This window comes from Photobacterium aquimaris, assembly GCF_002954455.1.
In the GTDB taxonomy this organism is placed as follows: domain Bacteria; phylum Pseudomonadota; class Gammaproteobacteria; order Enterobacterales; family Vibrionaceae; genus Photobacterium; species Photobacterium aquimaris.
In genome coordinates, this window is record NZ_MSCC01000005.1 from 107,753 (window position 1) to 127,000 (window position 19,248).

The 19,248-nt window shown below is 40.8% G+C and carries 22 protein-coding genes; 14 read left to right on the forward strand and 8 right to left on the reverse strand.

The window, feature by feature from the left end:
• Positions 1-116 precede the first annotated feature (116 nt).
• Together BTN98_RS19270 and alr are read left to right on the forward strand one after the other, a co-directional pair.
• Positions 117-1,514 (forward strand): replicative DNA helicase, encoded by a 1,398-nt coding sequence (locus BTN98_RS19270; protein ID WP_036788807.1) that lies wholly within the window; start codon positions 117-119, stop codon positions 1,512-1,514.
• 26 nt (positions 1,515-1,540) lie between these two features.
• The gene (gene alr / locus BTN98_RS19275; protein WP_060998700.1) at positions 1,541-2,620 is read left to right on the forward strand and encodes an alanine racemase; all 1,080 of its coding nucleotides are present in this window, start codon (positions 1,541-1,543) and stop codon (positions 2,618-2,620) included.
• A gap of 46 nt (positions 2,621-2,666) precedes the next feature.
• Here alr and BTN98_RS19280 read toward each other — a convergent pair whose 3' ends face one another.
• Complete coding sequence (locus BTN98_RS19280) at positions 2,667-3,086, reverse strand: secondary thiamine-phosphate synthase enzyme YjbQ (RefSeq protein ID WP_060998701.1); 420 nt, start codon at positions 3,084-3,086, stop codon at positions 2,667-2,669.
• 257 nt (positions 3,087-3,343) lie between these two features.
• Here BTN98_RS19280 and pgi point away from each other — a divergent pair, with 257 nt between their 5' ends.
• On the forward strand, positions 3,344-4,996 hold the full coding sequence (gene pgi, locus BTN98_RS19285) for a glucose-6-phosphate isomerase (protein ID WP_060998702.1): 1,653 nt from the start codon (positions 3,344-3,346) through the stop codon (positions 4,994-4,996).
• 89 nt (positions 4,997-5,085) lie between these two features.
• Here the strand turns inward: pgi and BTN98_RS19290 are convergent, their stop codons facing one another.
• The 3 genes from BTN98_RS19290 to BTN98_RS19300 form a co-directional block, all read right to left on the reverse strand.
• On the reverse strand, positions 5,086-5,292 hold the full coding sequence (locus tag BTN98_RS19290) for a cold-shock protein (protein ID WP_060998703.1): 207 nt from the start codon (positions 5,290-5,292) through the stop codon (positions 5,086-5,088).
• 219 nt (positions 5,293-5,511) lie between these two features.
• Entirely contained in the window at positions 5,512-5,964 is a 453-nt protein-coding gene (gene zur, locus BTN98_RS19295) for a zinc uptake transcriptional repressor Zur (RefSeq protein WP_060998704.1), read from the reverse strand.
• 237 nt (positions 5,965-6,201) lie between these two features.
• On the reverse strand, positions 6,202-6,441 hold the full coding sequence (locus tag BTN98_RS19300; protein ID WP_060998705.1) for a hypothetical protein: 240 nt from the start codon (positions 6,439-6,441) through the stop codon (positions 6,202-6,204).
• On the opposite strand from BTN98_RS19300, the gene BTN98_RS19305 reads away from it, so the two are divergent.
• The 10 genes from BTN98_RS19305 (at position 6,441) to BTN98_RS19350 (ending at position 15,475) form a co-directional block, all read left to right on the forward strand.
• Positions 6,441-6,734, forward strand: coding sequence for a hypothetical protein (locus tag BTN98_RS19305; protein ID WP_060998706.1), 294 nt, complete (start codon positions 6,441-6,443; stop codon positions 6,732-6,734). The two genes, BTN98_RS19300 and BTN98_RS19305, sit on opposite strands and share 1 nt — an antisense overlap.
• Before the next feature lie 9 nt (positions 6,735-6,743).
• A complete protein-coding gene (locus tag BTN98_RS19310; RefSeq protein WP_060998707.1) occupies positions 6,744-7,034 on the forward strand; it encodes a hypothetical protein in 291 nt (96 codons plus the stop codon).
• Between the two features lie 677 nt (positions 7,035-7,711).
• Positions 7,712-8,266 carry a porin family protein gene (locus BTN98_RS19315; protein WP_060998708.1) on the forward strand — a complete coding sequence of 185 codons (555 nt, stop codon included), beginning with the start codon at positions 7,712-7,714 and terminating at the stop codon, positions 8,264-8,266.
• A gap of 261 nt (positions 8,267-8,527) precedes the next feature.
• A complete protein-coding gene (gene dusA / locus BTN98_RS19320; RefSeq protein WP_060998709.1) occupies positions 8,528-9,508 on the forward strand; it encodes a tRNA dihydrouridine(20/20a) synthase DusA in 981 nt (326 codons plus the stop codon).
• A gap of 217 nt (positions 9,509-9,725) precedes the next feature.
• On the forward strand, positions 9,726-9,959 hold the full coding sequence (gene pspG / locus BTN98_RS19325; RefSeq protein WP_060998710.1) for an envelope stress response protein PspG: 234 nt from the start codon (positions 9,726-9,728) through the stop codon (positions 9,957-9,959).
• An 87-nt stretch (positions 9,960-10,046) separates the two neighbouring features.
• A complete protein-coding gene (locus BTN98_RS19330) occupies positions 10,047-10,673 on the forward strand; it encodes a TIGR04219 family outer membrane beta-barrel protein (protein ID WP_060998711.1) in 627 nt (208 codons plus the stop codon).
• A gap of 143 nt (positions 10,674-10,816) precedes the next feature.
• Positions 10,817-11,047, forward strand: coding sequence for an RNA-binding protein (locus BTN98_RS19335; RefSeq protein WP_060998712.1), 231 nt, complete (start codon positions 10,817-10,819; stop codon positions 11,045-11,047).
• Between the two features lie 165 nt (positions 11,048-11,212).
• The gene (locus BTN98_RS19340) at positions 11,213-13,027 is read left to right on the forward strand and encodes an assimilatory sulfite reductase (NADPH) flavoprotein subunit (protein WP_060998713.1); all 1,815 of its coding nucleotides are present in this window, start codon (positions 11,213-11,215) and stop codon (positions 13,025-13,027) included.
• Entirely contained in the window at positions 13,027-14,718 is a 1,692-nt protein-coding gene (gene cysI / locus BTN98_RS19345; protein WP_060998714.1) for an assimilatory sulfite reductase (NADPH) hemoprotein subunit, read from the forward strand. The genes BTN98_RS19340 and cysI overlap by 1 nt, the downstream gene beginning before the upstream one ends.
• Positions 14,711-15,475: a phosphoadenylyl-sulfate reductase gene (locus BTN98_RS19350; RefSeq protein ID WP_060998715.1), complete on the forward strand. Its 765-nt coding sequence runs from the start codon at positions 14,711-14,713 to the stop codon at positions 15,473-15,475. The genes cysI and BTN98_RS19350 overlap by 8 nt, the downstream gene beginning before the upstream one ends.
• Before the next feature lie 81 nt (positions 15,476-15,556).
• Here the strand turns inward: BTN98_RS19350 and BTN98_RS19355 are convergent, their stop codons facing one another.
• Positions 15,557-16,048 carry a DUF2780 domain-containing protein gene (locus tag BTN98_RS19355; RefSeq protein WP_060998716.1) on the reverse strand — a complete coding sequence of 164 codons (492 nt, stop codon included), beginning with the start codon at positions 16,046-16,048 and terminating at the stop codon, positions 15,557-15,559.
• Between the two features lie 178 nt (positions 16,049-16,226).
• The gene (locus BTN98_RS19360; protein ID WP_060998717.1) at positions 16,227-16,847 is read right to left on the reverse strand and encodes a BamJ family beta-barrel-assembly machinery protein; all 621 of its coding nucleotides are present in this window, start codon (positions 16,845-16,847) and stop codon (positions 16,227-16,229) included.
• 124 nt (positions 16,848-16,971) lie between these two features.
• Here BTN98_RS19360 and BTN98_RS19365 point away from each other — a divergent pair, with 124 nt between their 5' ends.
• Positions 16,972-17,832 carry a LysM-like peptidoglycan-binding domain-containing protein gene (locus BTN98_RS19365; RefSeq protein WP_082732175.1) on the forward strand — a complete coding sequence of 287 codons (861 nt, stop codon included), beginning with the start codon at positions 16,972-16,974 and terminating at the stop codon, positions 17,830-17,832.
• 82 nt (positions 17,833-17,914) lie between these two features.
• On the opposite strand, the gene BTN98_RS19370 is transcribed toward BTN98_RS19365, so the two are convergent.
• Entirely contained in the window at positions 17,915-18,787 is an 873-nt protein-coding gene (locus BTN98_RS19370; RefSeq protein WP_060998718.1) for a DMT family transporter, read from the reverse strand.
• Positions 18,787-19,248 carry a GNAT family N-acetyltransferase gene (locus BTN98_RS19375; RefSeq protein WP_060998719.1) on the reverse strand — a complete coding sequence of 154 codons (462 nt, stop codon included), beginning with the start codon at positions 19,246-19,248 and terminating at the stop codon, positions 18,787-18,789. Before BTN98_RS19375 ends, BTN98_RS19370 begins: the two co-directional genes overlap by 1 nt.

Genomic DNA, 19,248 nt, shown 5'->3' on the forward strand with positions numbered 1-19,248 from the left:
GAGGATAATTGTTAGCGTTGCAAGTGCGCAATCATCATGGTTTATAGCTACGCAGGAGCAGGGGATAGGTTATACTATCGAGCTCCGTTCTTGGTTTTGGTAAATGCACAATTGCTATGACAGATAATCGTAAATCGAAACAATTAAAAGATAATCAAATGGACGCCATTAAGATGCCACCGCATTCGCTTGAGGCTGAGCAATCAGTACTTGGCGGCTTAATGCTGGATAATGAGCGTTGGGATACTGTTGCTGAGAAAGTGGTTGCTAAAGACTTTTACAGCCGTCCTCATCGGATTATTTTTGAGGCAACCGCAGCCTTATTGGAAGGTGGACAGCCACTTGATTTGATCACGCTGTCTGAACATCTTGAGCGATCTGACAAGTTAGATGATGTCGGTGGGTTTGCTTACCTTGCTGAGTTAGCTAAAAATACGCCATCGGCAGCCAATATTTTAGCATATGCTGATATTGTAAGGGAACGCGCGCTGATCCGTGACATGATAGGTGTTGCCAATGAAATTGCCGATGCTGGTTATGATCCACAAGGGCGCACCAGTGAAGACTTACTGGATATGGCTGAAAGTAAAGTTTTTGCCATCGCCGAGCAACGCACTAACGATAAAGAAGGTCCGCAAAACGTTGATACTATTTTAGAGCGGACACTTGAGCGGATTGAGTTGTTGTATCAATCACCGCAAGATGGCGTAACGGGTGTATCAACTGGCTTTACTGATCTCAACAAAAAAACGGCAGGCTTACAGGGCTCAGATCTAATTATTGTTGCGGCACGTCCATCTATGGGTAAAACCACCTTTGCGATGAACTTGTGTGAAAATGCCGCCATGGATCAAGAAAAACCTGTATTAATTTTCTCACTAGAAATGCCCGCAGAACAAATCATGATGCGTATGTTGGCATCATTATCGCGTGTCGATCAAACCAAGATCCGTACCGGGCAATTAGACGACGAAGATTGGGCACGAATATCATCAACAATGGGTATTCTGATGCAAAAAAAGAATATGTTCATTGATGATAGTTCAGGCCTAACACCGACCGAAGTACGTTCACGTGCACGTCGTATTGCACGTGATAATGGTGGTCTGAGTATGATTATGATTGACTACCTTCAGTTGATGCGTGTCCCTGGCTTACAAGAAAATCGTACTCTTGAGATCGCTGAAATCTCACGTTCACTAAAAGCATTAGCAAAAGAATTAAATGTGCCCGTTGTTGCTCTGTCTCAGCTTAACCGTTCATTGGAGCAACGAGCAGATAAACGTCCTGTTAACTCTGATTTGCGTGAATCTGGCGCCATCGAGCAGGATGCTGACTTAATCATGTTTATATACCGTGATGAGGTTTATCACGAAGATAGTGCCCTCAAGGGGATCGCTGAAATTATCTTAGGTAAGCAACGTAATGGTCCAATTGGTACTGTACGTTTAACCTTCCAAGGCCAGTTTTCACGTTTTGATAACTATGCTGGCCCAGCCTTTGATGAAGAGTAAGCCTTAAAAATTATTTAGGATATTGGATGAAAGCTGCAACTGCACATATTGATACCCAAGCTTTGGCACATAACCTGAGTCAAATCCGCCTGCAGGCACCAAACAGTAAAATTCTGGCGGTTGTTAAAGCCAATGCATATGGGCATGGGTTGTTAGATGTGGCGAAAAGCCTTACCAATGTTGATGCCTATGGTGTAGCACGAATAGAAGAAGCATTAACGCTGCGTGCTGGTGGAGTAGTAAAACCGATTTTATTGCTAGAAGGTTTTTACGCATCAACCGATTTGCCGGTATTGGTTACTAATAATATTCATACCGTAGTGCATTCGATAGAACAACTTGAAGCACTTGAACAAGCTGACTTAGATGGTCCGGTACGAGTGTGGGTGAAAATTGATACAGGCATGCATCGTTTAGGGTTACGTCCAGAGCAAGTACCTCAATTTATGCAGCGTTTAAATGACTGTAATAATGTTGCTAAGCCATTACGCTTTATTAGCCACTTTGGTAATGCAGATGACTTAGGTAGCGATATAACCGTCAAGCAAATCGAGTGTTTTTCAACTTTAACCAAGCCTTATGAAGGTGAGCGTTCACTAGCAGCATCTGCTGGTGTCTTAGCATGGCCTGATAGTCATTTTGAGTGGATTCGACCTGGTATTATTATGTATGGTGTATCGCCATTTGATCAATTAGACCGCATGGCATCGAGCTATAACTTACAACCTGTGATGACGTTAACCTCAAGTTTAATTGCGGTACGCGAAGTCAAAAAAGGTGAGCAGGTTGGTTACGGTGGTATTTGGACCAGTGAACGGGATACTAAAGTAGGCGTTATTGCAATTGGCTATGGTGATGGTTACCCACGTTGTGCACCAAATGGTACACCTGTAATGGTAAATGGCCGTATTGTACCTACAGCTGGTCGTGTATCGATGGATATGTTAACTGTTGATCTTGGGCCTGATGCGACAGATAAAGTCGGTGATGAAGCCACACTATGGGGTAAAGGTTTACCCGCTGAAGTGGTAGCACAATATACTGGCGTGATTGCTTATGAATTAATGACCAAGTTAACACCTCGAGTGGCGATGACCTATTCATAATTCAAGTTATAATAACATCCGCGGCATTGTCCGCGGCTGTTAGTTGTTATTCGCCTTGAACGGTAATAACAATGCATCGTGAGCCACCGTGATCGCGGTGCTCACCTAAGTAAATTCCTTGCCACATACCTAACGCAAGTTGACCATCAGTAATTGGAATACTAATACTATTACCAAGTAATGACGTTTTGATATGAGCTGGCATGTCATCATCACCTTCATAGGTATGCTGATAAAAAGCCGCCCGCTCAGGAACACTGTGATTAAAATGTGCCTCCATATCATCACGAACAGTTGGGTCTGCATTTTCATTAATGGTTAAGCTGGCTGATGTATGCTGAATAAAACAATGTACGATCCCAACCTTTAATGATTGAATTACTGTTAAATTTTGCTCTATCTCGGCGGTTATTAGATGAAACCCTCGCGCTCTCGGAGTAAGATGAATCGTCTTTTGATACCACATAGCTATTTACCTATCGGTGAAACCTTTTAGTCTAATTAGTGATTACCATTATCATCTTATTGATAAATACAGGTATGATGTTGTCGTATTTTCGTGATTTGACGCAATGACGATAATGTTATTTTAAAATCATAATTAGTTGCAACAGATAGCATTATTATTAGATACCTAGCATGTTAGGTAACAGGCATAGATCAAGGATCTTTCGAAGGTGATATGATTCGAGGGATGAACATAACAACATCGGGAACATTATTATGTTAAAGAACATTAATCCAACACAAACCAATGCATGGCAAGCTCTAACTGAACATTTTGAACAAGCTCAAGATTTTGAATTAAGTGATTTATTTGCTAATGATAGCGAGCGTTTTGCCAAGTTTTCTGCTCAGTTTGGTTCTGATATTTTATTGGATTACTCAAAGAACCTGATCACGGAAGAAACTTTGACTAAGTTGTTTGCATTAGCGAAAGAGACCGAATTAGAGGCCGCTATTGCAGATATGTTCAACGGTGTGAAAATTAACCGAACTGAAGATCGTGCTGTGCTTCATGTTGCGCTACGTAATCGCAGTAACACGTCAATCATTGTTGATGGTGAAGATGTTATGCCTGCGGTTAATGCCGTATTAGCTAAAATGGAAAACTTCACTAATCGCATCGTTAGCGGTGAGTGGAAAGGTTATACTGGAAAAGAAATTACGGATGTCGTTAACATCGGTATTGGTGGTTCAGATCTTGGTCCTTACATGGTCTCTGAAGCACTATCAGCATACAAAACCCGTCTAAACATGCATTTTGTTTCAAATGTTGATGCAACCCATATTGTTGAGACGTTAAAAGACTTGAACCCTGAAACAACATTATTCTTAATTGCATCAAAAACATTTACTACTCAAGAAACAATGACCAATGCGTTATCTGCACGTGATTGGTTCTTAGCAATGGCTGAAGATAAAGCTCACGTGGCGAAGCACTTTGCTGCGCTTTCTACTAATGCTGAGTCAGTGGCTGAGTTTGGTATTGATACTGATAACATGTTTGAGTTCTGGGACTGGGTTGGTGGTCGCTACTCACTATGGTCTGCGATTGGTCTTTCAATTAGCTTAGCGGTTGGCTTTGATAACTTTGTTAAGTTACTTGAAGGTGGCCATGCAATGGATAACCACTTTGTTCAAGCACCACTAGAGCAAAAATTACCAGTGATTTTGGCGTTAATTGGTATTTGGTATAATAATTTCCACGGTGCTGAAACAGAAGCGATCCTTCCTTACGATCAATATATGCACCGTTTCCCTGCTTACTTCCAGCAAGGTAACATGGAATCTAATGGTAAGTATGTTGATCGTGGCGGCAAGCCAGTAGATTACCAAACGGGTCCTATTATTTGGGGTGAGCCAGGAACAAATGGTCAACATGCGTTCTATCAGCTTATTCACCAAGGTACTAAGTTAATTCCATGTGACTTTATTGCACCGGCAATTAGCCACAATCCATTAGGTGATCACCATCCTAAATTAATGGCTAACTTCTTCGCCCAAACTGAAGCATTGGCATTTGGTAAGAGCCGCGAGACTGTAGAAGCTGAATTTGTTGCTGCTGGTAAATCACAGCAAGAAATCGATGAGTTAGCTGAATTTAAAGTGTTTGAAGGTAACCGTCCAACGAACTCGATTCTACTTAAAGAAATTACACCATATACATTAGGCGCACTGATTGCGTTATATGAGCATAAAATCTTTACTCAAGGTGTTATTTGGAACATCTTTAGTTTTGATCAGTGGGGTGTAGAACTTGGTAAGCAGCTGGCAAATCAAATTTTACCTGAGCTAAATAGCAACGAAGGTGTTGTGAGCCACGATAGCTCAACCAATGGTTTGATCAATGCATTTAAACAATGGCGTGCATAATGCCTATTATTGGTTAAAGAGTTAGCCGATAAAATAAAACGCCGCAATCATAATGATAGCGGCGTTTTTTATTTTTTGCTGTTTGTCAGTTATAGCGTAACAACATCGCTAGCTTGGGGGCCTTTCTGACCATCAGTTACGATAAACTCAACACTTTGGCCTTCACGCAATGTTTTACGTCCTTGTGCCTGAATAGCACTGAAGTGAACAAACACATCTTTACCATCGGCTGCAGAAATAAAACCAAAGCCTTTATCATCGTTGAACCACTTTACGGTTCCAGTCAGTTTACTCATGTACGTCTTTCCTTTATAGACTAATAGTAGTAGTCACAGCTGATAGGTAACTAGGTGCTTATGACTGGCTCAGTCTAGATCGAATTTATAACAATGAGTAGTTTTTTATTATGCTTTTATGTTTGAGCTAACGTTAATTAATCTGTGTTGAATATCATTACGATAGTTTGTGAGTGGCGAAATAGTGCTATCAGTATTTTTGATAGCACTAACATTGGATTAGTCGTGGTTTGCTTGCTGGCATTTATGACAAATACCATGGCTTTCAATTACGTGATGCTTGCTCGTAAAACCATATTGCTCTGATTTTATACGTAACAGCTTTGCTAGTTCATCATCGTGGGTTTCTTCAACAAATCCACATTTATCACAAATTAATAATTGTGAGCAATGCTCTGCATGACCGAGTACACAACAAGCAATATAGCTATTGGTTGACTCGACTTTATGCACAAACCCTTGTGCTAATAGAAAATCTAACGCGCGATAAACCGTTGGTGGCTTAGCTTGGGGTTCTGATGCTTTAAGTAAATCAAGTAACTCATAAGCGCTAATAGAACTATGATGATTAATGATCAGTGCCAGTACTTTTAAGCGCTGGGGTGTCATTCTTACCCCGCGTTGATCACAGAGCAGTTGTGCTTTGGCTAGCAGTTGAGTTTGAACCGTCATAGAGCCTCAAAAAAACGTCATTATGTTGTTATTTTATCACAGCTATTTGAAAACATACTCACACTTAGTATTCAATAGCGATGATGAAAGAGGTTACGTGTTAATGATCACGTTATCATCAATGATGATCGTCATAGTGGCTTATAAAGATACTTACAATGGCTATGTCGCGGGCGCTGGATAGCGGTAGTGAAAGTGTACCGTCATCCTAAGGTAACCGCACACTGATTAAGAGGATTATTTTAATTGCTGAAGGTGCTCACTAATAGCAACCATGACATTGTTAATGTTAACTGTCAGAGATTGATTAGTTTTTGGATACCATAGTCCAACCTCATCATTGTCATTGAGAGTGATGATCAGCTTGGAACCAGCCTTTAATGCTCGATTGTGTTGATGCTTTATTTTGCTATGACTGAGATCTGTTAGAACTTGTAGTTTAGGCAATTGATGACGAATATTATAGGCAACCAGCAATGCATTACCAAGTAGCTATAGAAGCGTTTGGATGGAGTAATGATGCCATTGTGGAGGAGCAATTACAGTTACAATACGAATTCTTTAAAGTACTCGCGCTTGAGAAAGAAGTAGAATTGCGGATCAACTTCATTGGCAGTCTGAGTGAGTTCTCGTGTTTTCGAAATGCGCTAACAGCTTACTTTCAACCATTTAGTATTCTATTGGATAGTCAACGCCAAGCATGGTTATCCACGACACCTGAAAAACTGTTAGTTGATTATCCAATAGAACTTAAGCCAGTTATTACCTAAGCATCTAAGTTGAATCAGTTTTTGGCAGAGACTGCTGTCGAGCGATTTCAACAACTGCAACAACTTCTTAATAATATGGGAGTACCTTATATTGTTACGCCAAATCTTTACCCTGCTTCACACTATTCTGACCTGTTGTTTGAGTGGCATAGCGAGCGTATTGCACCACATAGTTTATTGTGCCGTGGCGGTCGTTATGATGAATTTATTAATCTAGAATTAATCTGTAAACAACAGCATGAGGCGGGGTTATCGCTTGATACTATTCGTGGTCGTATATCGCATTTAATTCAGCGTTAATGTTTACTTGATGAGGGCTATGAACATCATACAAATAGTCTTTATTATCGGATTATAAAAACTAATGACTAAGTAGTATTTTTTTCATTTCTCAACCAATGCAAAATACCTATAATGACGCCCATCGAAACGTGACCGATGCCTTAAATATTTAGAAATTAGGCGATGGTTATACATAAACAGCTTAATCTTTAAGGTAGAAAAATGACTGGTATCATTAATAAAATCGTTGCTCTTTACACGCCTGTATTCTCTTCAATGTACAAAAGCGGTAACATGACTAAGTAACGTTTTTGTTGTTAGCCAAAGCATTGCTCTGACGTTAACAAGAATTCCGATAAGGCCTTGAACAAACTATTGTTCAAGGTCTTTTTTGTTATTAAAAATCCTATACCACCCTCTGTATTATTTTATAAAGCTTAGCGCTCACACTGTTTGATAATCCATTCATTATTATCGAGTTGCTACACATGTGGTTACATTTTATTGAAGGTATTAATGTTATTTAGGTACTGTCATTCAGGCTCGGGCAAGATAACTAATAGTCTTATAATTCATTAAGTTGCGGTACAGTTAACCTATTTTAGTTTATGAATGACAAATAAATTCAACGCTCAAAACACGTTGTAAGATATTTATTTATAAGCGGTGTTACCGTAAACAAAAGGGATTAACTAATGAAAAAAAGTTTATTAGCAGTGGTATTATTTTCGAGTGCATTATCATCAAATGTGATGGCGCAAAGTAATATAGATAGCTTTATTGGCGGCGGTATAGGTTACCAGACAGATACTTTTAAAGGCGATGCAAAAAAACATAGTGAGGATGCCAGTTATCAATTACGTGCCGGTGTTATCATTAATGACCACCATCGTTTGAGTGCGACATATGGTTATAAAAAAGATCGTTACTCGATTGAGGATGCTAAAGTAAAACATACTCAAAATCTCTTCTTAGCTTCTTATGACTATTTGATGCCTGTCACTTCTACAATTAACCTTTTTGCGGGCCCGTCAATGGGAGTTTCACATGATCGAATCTCATACTCTAATGCTGGTGCACAAAGTGCGACTGATTTTGTTTGGGGGGGGCAAGTAGGTGCAAATATCCAATTGACGAATACTATCTCAAGCGATTTAACCTACCGTTATTTAGATCAAAACTATAACCAAGCCAATACACGTCTAAAAGCAACTGAACAAGTTGTATGGTCTGTTGATTATAAATTTTAGTTACTAAAGTAAAATAAATTTTTGCGTTCGAAACTCTATCCGTGAGTTTCGAGCGCTTTTTTGGTTTAGGGTAACAATGGTGGCAGTAGCTATTTTAAGGTAGAATCCGCGCCTCAAACGATATTTTAGGACAGTTCGTGTTTCCTAAATTGTCCCTCATCCGTTTCTAATTGCTAAAAAAAGCCTAAATAGGATGAGTATATTGCAATACCCGTAAGTGGTATTTGCCATAACCACTTAATATGTAAGGAATATTGTAGTATGTATCCTACCGCTCGTTTTTCCGTCGCTCCCATGCTGGATTGGACTGACCGTCATTGCCGTTACTTTCATCGCTTAATGAGCAAAGAAGCATTGTTGTACACTGAAATGGTAACAACAGGTGCGATCATTCATGGTAAAGGTGATTTCTTAGCGTATAACGAAGAAGAGCATCCATTAGCGTTACAACTGGGTGGCTCAAATCCAGTCGATCTTGCGCGTTGTGCTAAGTTAGCTGCTGAGCGTGGTTATAATGAAATTAACTTAAACGTTGGTTGTCCATCTGATCGCGTCCAAAATGGTATGTTTGGTGCTTGCTTGATGGGTGAAGCAGATCTTGTGGCACAATGTGTGGCTGCGATGCGTGAAGTCGTTGATATTCCTGTTACCGTAAAAACCCGTATTGGTATTGATGATCAAGATTCGTATGAGTTTTTAACCCATTTTATTCAAACGGTATCAGAGAAAGGCGGTTGTGATAACTTTACTATTCACGCCCGTAAAGCTTGGTTAAAAGGCTTAAGTCCAAAAGAAAACCGTGAAATTCCTGAACTGGATTACCCACGTGTTTATCAATTAAAGCAAGATTTTCCACAGCTGACGATGGCAATCAATGGTGGCATTAAAACTTTTGAAGAAATGGAACAGCACCTACAGCATCTTGATGGTGTGATGGTCGGTCGTGAAGCATACCAAAGCCCATACTTAATGGCAGAGGTTGATCAGCGTTTATTTGGTAGCGACCGCCCTGTAATGAAACGTCGCGAAGTAGTTGAGGCGATGTATCCTTATATCGAGCGCCAACTAGCGAATGGTTCATATTTAGGCCATATTACCCGCCACATGTTGGGTTTATTTCAAAGTATGCCTGGTGCTCGCCAATGGCGTCGTTATATCAGTGAGAATGCCCATAAGCCAGGGGCTGGTATTGAAGTGGTGCAACAAGCGTTAGCAAAAATTCCCGCTGAATTGGATGTGTAGCGATATAGATTGATGTGGTGAATTTTACGAGTGTAAGGTGAAATTGACTAATAAATGGTAAACGCCAATATTTGATATATTGGCGTTTTTTTATACCTATGAAAAATAAGTAAAATAATTAATTTAGAGTTGGCGTGAATTGTGCACTATTGTAAGTAATAATAAATTCAGCACTGTGGTTGTATGTGAATGACACAGTAAAAGAAAAGGATAATCTATGTTTGAGTTTCTGTTTTTAGTCGCTTTTACCTTGGTGTTGGTATTTACCGGTGTCAGTCTGATTGGGTTATTGATAGCTGTTGCTGCGGGGTTTGCCGTTATGGCAGTTGTCGGAATGTTAGGCTTGGTATTTAAACTGCTACCATGGATCATTGTTATTGCATTAGGGATTTGGTTTTTCCGTGAGCGTAACGCTGATAAACAGCAGGCGTCACGTCATCGTCGCTATTAACTGCGATTGATTGCAGAGTTTTTATACGGCTTCTGATATAATTTTGTGCGATTAATTACATAAAATGATAAAGAGCGGAGACTCGACATGAAAAAAGTGGTGCTTTCAATTGCAGCAGCAATGACGCTAGCTGCAGCCCTTCCAGCCCAAGCTGATACCTTATTAGGTGTTAAAGTGGGTGCGGATGCATGGTTTACAAATGCAAAAGTAAATGGTCATAAAAGTGATGATACCTCAACATCTTATTACGCATCTTTTGAGCACTTTATTCCGTTAGTGCCAAATGTAATGGTGCGTTATAACGATATTGATACTGGTAATGTGAATTTTGAGCAAAGTGATTTTACCGCTTACTATGAAATTCTTGATAATGACTTAGTCGCACTTGATTTGGGTGTAACAATGACTAAGTTTGCTGGTGTTAAAATTCAGCATCAGAACAGCTTTAGTGATTGGCAGCCAACAGTTTATGCTGCTGCCGAGTTAGGTATTCCCGCAACACCACTTGCAGTATTTGCCCAAGCTAATGCAGGTAAATATGACGGTACGCGTTTGTTTGATGGTCAAGCAGGTGTGAAATACACCTTAGGTTTGGTTGCTGCTGATCTTAATCTTCGTGCAGGCTACCGTATGATGGATTATGACTTTAAGAAATCCAATTCAAGTGATGTTGAGCTTAATGGATGGTTTGCTGGCGTAGAAGTTGATTTTTAATTAACTGTTAAACAATATTCTGTGATCCAGTTATAAAACCACGATTTTATCGTGGTTTTTTTATTGGCGCTAATTGGTTTTATGTACCACCTTTAAAGGTAAGTAAACTGATTAGATAATATCGGTATTAGGGGGAGTAAGTGATGACATTAACTGAATTGAAACACCTATATGCTCGCCAAGATCTTGTTGAAGCACTGGTCGAGCCATCGATTAATAGCGGTTATATTGTTGAATTTCGTCACCGTGGTGGTGGTTTAGTACCGTTAACAGATATCACAGGTAGTGAGCAATGCTATGGTGATGTTGATAGTGCCACGCAACAGGCGTTTAATGTTGGTTTTAAACAGGTTAGAATCGCTGACGAATATTAAATCCTATCTATTCCCCCTGATTTAAAAACCAAATAGTGTTATCACTGTTTGGTTTTTTGTGCGATTAACCTTACAAATGGTTATAAAACATTCTTATCTATTCTTTCTTGTTATTAGTTTAAATAGCTACTCTAACATAACGCAATGAATAGGGATCGTCGTGCTATGTCAATCAATCAACTATCAGCTTTAGCTAGCCCACTTAATGATCAACAGATAGATCAACTTAAGTTAGCTGCTGCAGAATCATCACCACAACAGCTGGCTTGGATCAGTGGTTATTTTTGGGGCTTGAGCCAATCTCAATCGCCCGCAACAGCAGCTGCTCCTGCGTCAAATGTACTTGCAGTAGCTAAGCCTGCCGGCCAATTAACCATTATTTATGCCTCACAAACAGGCAATGCCAAAGGGGTTGCTGAAGCGTTACAACAACAAGCTCAAGCACAAGATATCGCTGTTAAGCTGGTTTCTGCCGGTGATTTTAAAGGTAAAAATCTCACTAAAGAAACCCATGTCATCATTGTTGCCTCAACACATGGAGAAGGTGAGGCCCCTGATGATGCAATTGAGTTACATGAATTTTTACAATCAAAGAAAGCCCCTAAATTACCAGACTTACATTATGCCGTTATTGGTTTAGGGGATTCGAGTTATGAGTTTTTCTGCCAAACGGCAAAAGATTTTGATCAATATCTAGCGAAATTAGGTGCTCAGCCAATGCTAGAGCGATTAGATTGTGATGTTGATTATGATGCTGCGGCAGCTGAATGGCAGTTGCAGGTATTGGAAAAAACCCAGCAAACGTTATCAACCGCTGAAGCTGAAGTGGTGCAACTACCTGTAGGCCAGCATCAAGCAGCTACTACGGTTTATAATAAACACCACCCATTTAGTGCCAGTTTATCGGTTAGTCAAAAAATCACTGGCCGTGGCTCAGACAAAGATGTACGTCATATTGAGATTGACTTAGAAGAGTCAGGATTAACTTACCAACCCGGTGATGCGTTAGGAGTGTGGTTTGAAAATGATCCACAATTGGCAGATACCATTTTAGCCAAACTTGGCTTAGAAGCAGATACTTCAGTCGATATAGATGGCGGCACTTTAAGCCTTCGTGATGCACTAATTACTAAATATGAAATTACCGCATCAAATCCACAGTTTGTAACTAAATATGCCGAGCTTTCAGGTAGTAAAAAGTTACAAAAGCTGGTGGCTGATCGTGAAAAGTTGCGCGAGTATGCTGCCAAAACTCAAATCATTGATGTACTCGCTGAGAAGAAAACTGCCTTAACTGCAGAGCAATTAATCGGTTTATTACGCCGCTTAACGCCACGTTTATATTCTATTGCCTCAAGCCAACAAGAAGTGGGTGAAGAAGTGCATTTAACCGTTGGTGTGGTTGAATTTGAAAAAGCGGATGAGCCGCGACAAGGTGGCGCATCAAGCTTTTTAGCCCAGCGCTTAGAACAAGGTGGTGCAGTGAAAGTGTTTGTTGAAGCCAACAATAACTTTAAATTGCCTGTCGATGATTATACGCCTGTAATAATGATTGGTCCGGGAACCGGTATTGCACCGTTCCGTGCCTTTGTTCAAGAGCGTGAAAACCGTGAAGCAAGTGGTAAGAATTGGTTATTTTTTGGTGATAGAACCTTTACTGAAGATTTTCTCTATCAAGTTGAGTGGCAAAAATATTTAAAATCTGGGGTTGTGACTCAAATGGATGTGGCCTTTAGTCGTGATCAAGCTGAGAAGGTGTATGTTCAGCAACGTATTTTAGAGCAAGCAGCACAGGTATGGCAGTGGTTACAACAAGGCGCACATGTTTATGTGTGTGGTGATGCAACTCACATGGCAAAAGATGTTCATCAAGCATTGTTAACTGTGATTGAGCAACAAGGGAATAAAACGCGCGAGCAAGCTGAGCAGTATCTCAATGAGCTGCGTAAAACTAAGCGCTATCAAAGGGATGTGTACTAATGACAGAGCAAAAATTATCAGATAACGAACGTTTAAAGCGCCAAAGTAATTTTCTTCGTGGCACCATTGAGCAAGATCTTGATGATCGCATTACCGGTGGTTTTACCGCTGATAACTTTCAGTTAATTCGTTTTCATGGCATGTATCAGCAAGATGATCGTGATATTCGTGCTGAGCGTGCCAAGCAAAAATTAGAGCCGCTACAAAATGTGATGTTACGTGCGCGCATGCCGGGAGGAGTGATCACTCCAAAGCAGTGGCTTGCGATTGATAAGTTTGCCGATGAGCACACCTCTTATGGCAGTATCCGTTTAACAACTCGTCAAACGTTTCAGTTTCATGGGGTACTAAAACCTAATATTAAGCTGATGCACCAAACGCTAAATAAAATTGGCATTGATTCGATTGCAACAGCCGGAGATGTTAACCGTAACGTACTGTGTACCACTAACCCAGTAGAATCCGAGCTTCACCAACAAGCGTATGAGTGGGCGAAAAAGATCAGTGAACACCTGTTACCTAAAACCCGTGCTTATGCGGAAATTTGGTTAGACGGAGAAAAACTAGAAACAACTGATGAAGAACCAATTTTAGGCAGTAATTATTTGCCGCGTAAGTTTAAAACCACAGTAGTTATTCCGCCGCAAAATGATGTTGATGTTCATGCTAATGATCTTAACTTTATTGCGATTGCAGACAATGGTCAGTTAGTTGGTTTTAATGTTTTAGTCGGTGGTGGGCTGGCAATGACTCACGGTGATCACTCGACTTATCCTCGTCGTGCTGATGATTTTGGTTTTATTCCATTAGAGAAAACATTAGATATTGCAGCTGCGGTAGTCACCACTCAACGTGATTGGGGTAATCGTTCCAACCGTAAAAATGCCAAGACCAAATACACCTTAGATCGCGTCGGTAGTGATGTATTTAAAGCAGAAGTAGAAAAGCGCGCTGGTATTAAGTTTGAGGACAGTCGACATTATGAGTTTACCGATCGTGGTGATCGTATTGGTTGGGTTGAAGGTATCGACGGTAAGCATCACCTAGCGCTGTTTATTGAAAATGGACGTTTATTGGATTATCCAAATAAGCCACTAAAAACAGGTGTGGCTGAAATTGCTAAGGTTCATCGCGGTGATTTTCGCATGACGGCTAATCAAAACTTAATTGTAGCGGGTGTATTGGCAAAAGATAAAGCCAAGATCGAGCAGATAGCCCGTGATCATGGTTTGATGGATGACAGTGTCAGTGAACAACGTAAAAGCTCGATGGCTTGTGTTTCGCTGCCAACCTGTCCACTGGCGATGGCGGAAGCTGAGCGTTTTCTACCTGAATTCGTGACTGACGTTGAAGAAATTTTAGCAAAACATGGCTTGAATAAAGATGAAAATATTATTCTACGTGTTACGGGGTGTCCAAATGGTTGTGGCCGCGCGATGTTGGCCGAAATCGGCCTCGTAGGTAAAGCTCCAGGACGTTATAACCTTCATTTAGGTGGTAACCGTAACGGTACTCGTGTACCAAAAATGTACCGTGAGAATATTACCGTGGCTCAAATTATGGATGAAATGGATAGTTTAGTTGGGCGCTGGGCAACAGAGCGTCAACAGAATGAAGGCTTTGGTGATTTTACCATTCGTGCTGGCATTATTGATGAAGTAAAAATATCGATGAGGGATTTCTATGCCTAAATTTCAACTGGCTGAGTTGCTTGAACTGCCAAAAGTGAGTCAAATTATTCAGTTGGCTGAGATTAATGCCATGCTGGAGACACTGACAGCGCAACAACGGGTGCAATGGGCATTAGAGAACCTTGAGGGTGAGTTTGCGTTAGCTTCTAGTTTTGGAATCCAATCGGCAGTGATGCTACATCTAGTCACGCAAGCGAAAGCGAATATTGCAGTAGTGTTAACCGATACCGGGTATTTATTTCCTGAAACCTATCAGTTTATTGATAGTTTAACCAAACAATTAAACCTTAATCTTCATGTCTACAGCGCCAAACAAAGTGCCGCATGGCAAGAAGCACGTTATGGTCAATTGTGGCTACAAGGTGTCGATGGAATTAAACAATATAACCAGCTTAATAAAGTCGAGCCGATGCGACGAGCATTAAATGAACTGAATGTGAGCACGTGGTTTTCTGGTTTACGCCGTGAGCAAGCAGATTCTCGAGCGACATTACCAATATTAGCGATTCAAAATGGGCGGTTTAAGTTTTTACCCGTGATAGATTGGAGTAATGAAGATATCGATACTTACTTACAACAACACGGGTTACCTTATCATCCATTAAAACAGCAAGACTATTTATCGGTCGGGGATACCCATACCACCGTTAAATGGCAGCCGGGTATGACTGAGCAAGAAACTCGCTTTTTTGGTCTTAAGCGTGAATGTGGATTACATGAAGATAATGATACCGAATCGCATGGTTCTGGTATTTGATGACACGATAAATATCGAGATTTAATAAAAAACAAGGCAGCGTTTAGACGCTGCCTTGTTGGTTATTGCTGTTGAATCAGCTTATTTTGCAGCCGCTGCCGGTGCCCATACCTTATCTAATGCACCTAAAAGGGCATTACTTGCACCTTGTTGGCCTAAGAATTGAGTGATAACAGGAATGAATTTATTGATCATACTTGGATCCATTCCTAGCAGTGAGAACACTTTATCAATGTTAGCTTGGTTACTTAATAATTGACCTAGTCCCATTGGTAGTGAGTCTGTTAGCTTTTCTGCGCCAGGGATTAATTTTGAAAGTTCACTGCCTTGTGGGCCTGAAAGTTGGCTCGCTGCTAAACCTAATAAAGCGCCTGCGCCACCTGCTGCTTGTTCAGGTTTGACACCAAGCTCAGAAATAAGAGTTTTTGTGAGTGGGTTTTGTGCCACTTGGCTGACCACTTGATCTGCACTTTCGCCACCGAAAATATCAGACAAACTAAAAGCGTAGCTCATGGTGCTTGATGATAATAATGCAACTGCAGCGAGAGTCGTTACGATACGACATTTTTTCATTGGGAGACTCCTTAGTAAAGATAAATACCGAAGTCTTTAAAATTAGAAATTGACTTGGGTATGTCAATCCTAGTGAAGATTTATCAAATTGTAATGCTTTTTTTATTGATTAACGTTTATTGCAACTATAAAAAACGACGCTTAAAGCGCCGTTTATTTATATGTTCAGCTTACGATATTAAAGAATATCTAGTAGCTCAACTTCAAATACTAGTGCAGCATACGGAGGGATTGCAGCGCCTGCGCCGCGCTCACCGTAAGCAAGGTTTTGTGGAATAGATAGTTTCCACTTAGAACCTACTGGCATCATTTGAAGAGCTTCAACCCAACCAGCGATAACGCCAGTTACAGGGAATTCTGCAGGTTGACCACGAGATACAGAGCTGTCAAAAACAGTGCCATCTGTTAGCATACCGTGGTAGTGCACACGAACTTGCTTGTCAGAAGTTGGAATTTCACCGTTACCTTCAACTAGAACTTCGTATTGAAGACCTGAATCAGTAACTGTAACTTCTGGACGCTGTGCATTTTCAGCTAAGAATGCTTCACCGTCAGCAGCTGCTAGTTTAGCTTGCTCTTGACGTGCAGCGTCTGCTGCTGTGTGAAGTTCACGTAGTGCATTGTTGATTTCGTCAACTTCGATTTCTGGCATCTCGCCAGCAAGAGAAGCTGCAATACCTTTAGCAATTGCTGCTACGTTTAGGCCTTCAAGACCACTTTGTGCTAGTTGTTGGCCCATTTGTAGACCAATACCGTAGCTTGCTTTAGTCTCAACTGTATCTAGTTTAACGTCAGACATTATTGTCATCTCTTAATGTAGAATGAATTAAAGTAAGCAGGATAACAGTTTCGCCCCCATTGGGTAAATGTTTGTAACTAATATTCGCTAATTGCGTGACATATGAAGCTTCGGAGTGCTGTATATGGGAAAGGTAAATCGCCGTTCAAATAAAAAAAATGGCCGCCGTCAACCGCCAGTAACATTAAACATTGGTGTGATGAAGGCAAAGTGCGGTGAGCGTATAGCTGGCATTGGTCAGGTATGGCAGCGTTTTCCACGTTTTCATCGTTGGGCGTTGATCATTTTAATTCCGATATTTATTGGCGTGCTAATGTTGCCGTCAGAACAAGAATTAGAAGGAGGGGCGGGTAATGTGCCGATGCGACGTGATATCTTACTAAACCTAGGCAATAGTGATGTTGCCAATCAAGTCAGCTCTGGTCCAAATATTCAGGCAGAAAATAATCCTGATAGCAGTGGTAAGCAAAGTGTGGTTAAGCGTACCGATGTGGTATTAGATAGCGCTGATATTAAAGAAGATGCAGGAATGAAAGCTACGGGAGGAATGGAAGATCGCGGCCCTGCGCCTGAGCGTAAACCTATAGCATCAAAAATTTACCCAATTAATGGCGGTAAGGTCTATACCATTGATCCTACGACTCATAAACCAGTCGTGGTATCAAAAGCTGCTCAACCTCAAGCCCAACCAACATCAGTGGCAGCGAATCAACCTGCGGGTATTGCTGGTAAGTGGTACAGTTTGAAAGTACCTGCTGGAGAAACGCTAGCCAATATTTTCCGTGATAAGAATTTACCGTTAGGTGATCTTTATGCAATGGCGAATATTGAAGGTGCGGGTAAGCCAATTAGCCGTATTCAAGCTGGACAAATATTACGTTACCGTCAAAATAGCCAAGGTGAAATTGAGGGCTTACAAATTCAAGGCAATGGTATTTCTGCGTCGTATGCAAGAAATGCGAGTGGACACTTCTATCGTCAATAAATTTGATTGTGATTGGATCTAAACCAACCAGCCGCTAATGAATCTGTCTTACTAATAAGTCAGCTCGGCGGCTGATTTGTTTTTAATCGCTACCATGGATAAAGGTATTGTTACGATAACGACGTTTTGGCCACGGCGCCATTGGCATAATAATCAGAAAAATCCCTAAGCCAGTAAGCCAGTCAGGTGTTTCGTTAAACCATAGATAACCAAAAACTGTCACGAATATCAGCCCTGAATATTCAGCAAGGCCAATTTTATAGGTCTCACTTTGACGATATGCTGCAACACAGCTTCCTTGATAGCCTAATGTGAATATCGCGCTTGCCGCAATCAATAGCCATTGCTCACTCTGTAATGGTTGCCAATATTGATATGCTAATAGACTCGATACTGGTAATGATAAAATTCCCGTCCAAAATAGAGTACTGATAATCGGCTGCTGTGGTGGCAGTTTTCGCACTAAAACATTATACAGCGCTAAGGTAGACGCCGTACCTAAAGCAGCAAATGCCGCCCAATGAAATTGCTCAGGCCGTAATACGATCACTATGCCTATAAAGCCGATTGCAGTTGCCAGTACTTTTTGTTTATTTGGGCGTTCACCTAAAATGATCATTGAGAGTGGCAGCATCAATAACGGCGCAGCATAAAACAGGGCGTTGGCGGTTGCTAATGGTAAATAAGTTATGGCAATGAGTAACATGCCGCTACCAGCTAATACCAGATGCGCACGAATAGCATTAATTTTCCAATGGCCAATATCACGTTGGGCTGAGGGTAATCGTAACCATAACGGTGTAATCAGCATCACACTTAATAATTGGCGAATAAACATATATTGAAATACTGATACGCTGCCATTTAATAGTTTTACAGTCACATCAGATAATGATGACGATAAATTGCCGCAAATTAAAATCGCAATACCTATTGAAACGGCAGACCACCGCATTACACCAGCTCTTGCAATAATTGCATATCAACGTGAGGGATACCGTCTTCAAGGTACATTTCAGAGGTCTGAGTAAAGCCGTGTGATTGATAGAAATCAACTAAGTATTGTTGAGCGCCAATTTCAATTAACTGCTGCGGCCAAATTGCCTCTGCATGTGCTAACCCTTGACGCAGTAATTGATGGCCTAGCCCTGATTTACGTTGGTTTTGTGTCACGACTACTCGGCCAATGCTGACATTGTCATAGGTTACACCTGGTGCTAATAGACGTAAGTATGCGACTAACTCATTGTTAGCATAACCGAGTAAGTGATAAACATTGTCGGCACGATCATGATCATCAAGATCGGGGTACACACAGTTTTGTTCAACACAAAATATGTCGGAACGCAGTTTTAAAAGGTCATAAAGCTGGTGGGTGGTCAGCTGTTCAAAAGGTAAACATTGCCAAGTTGTCAT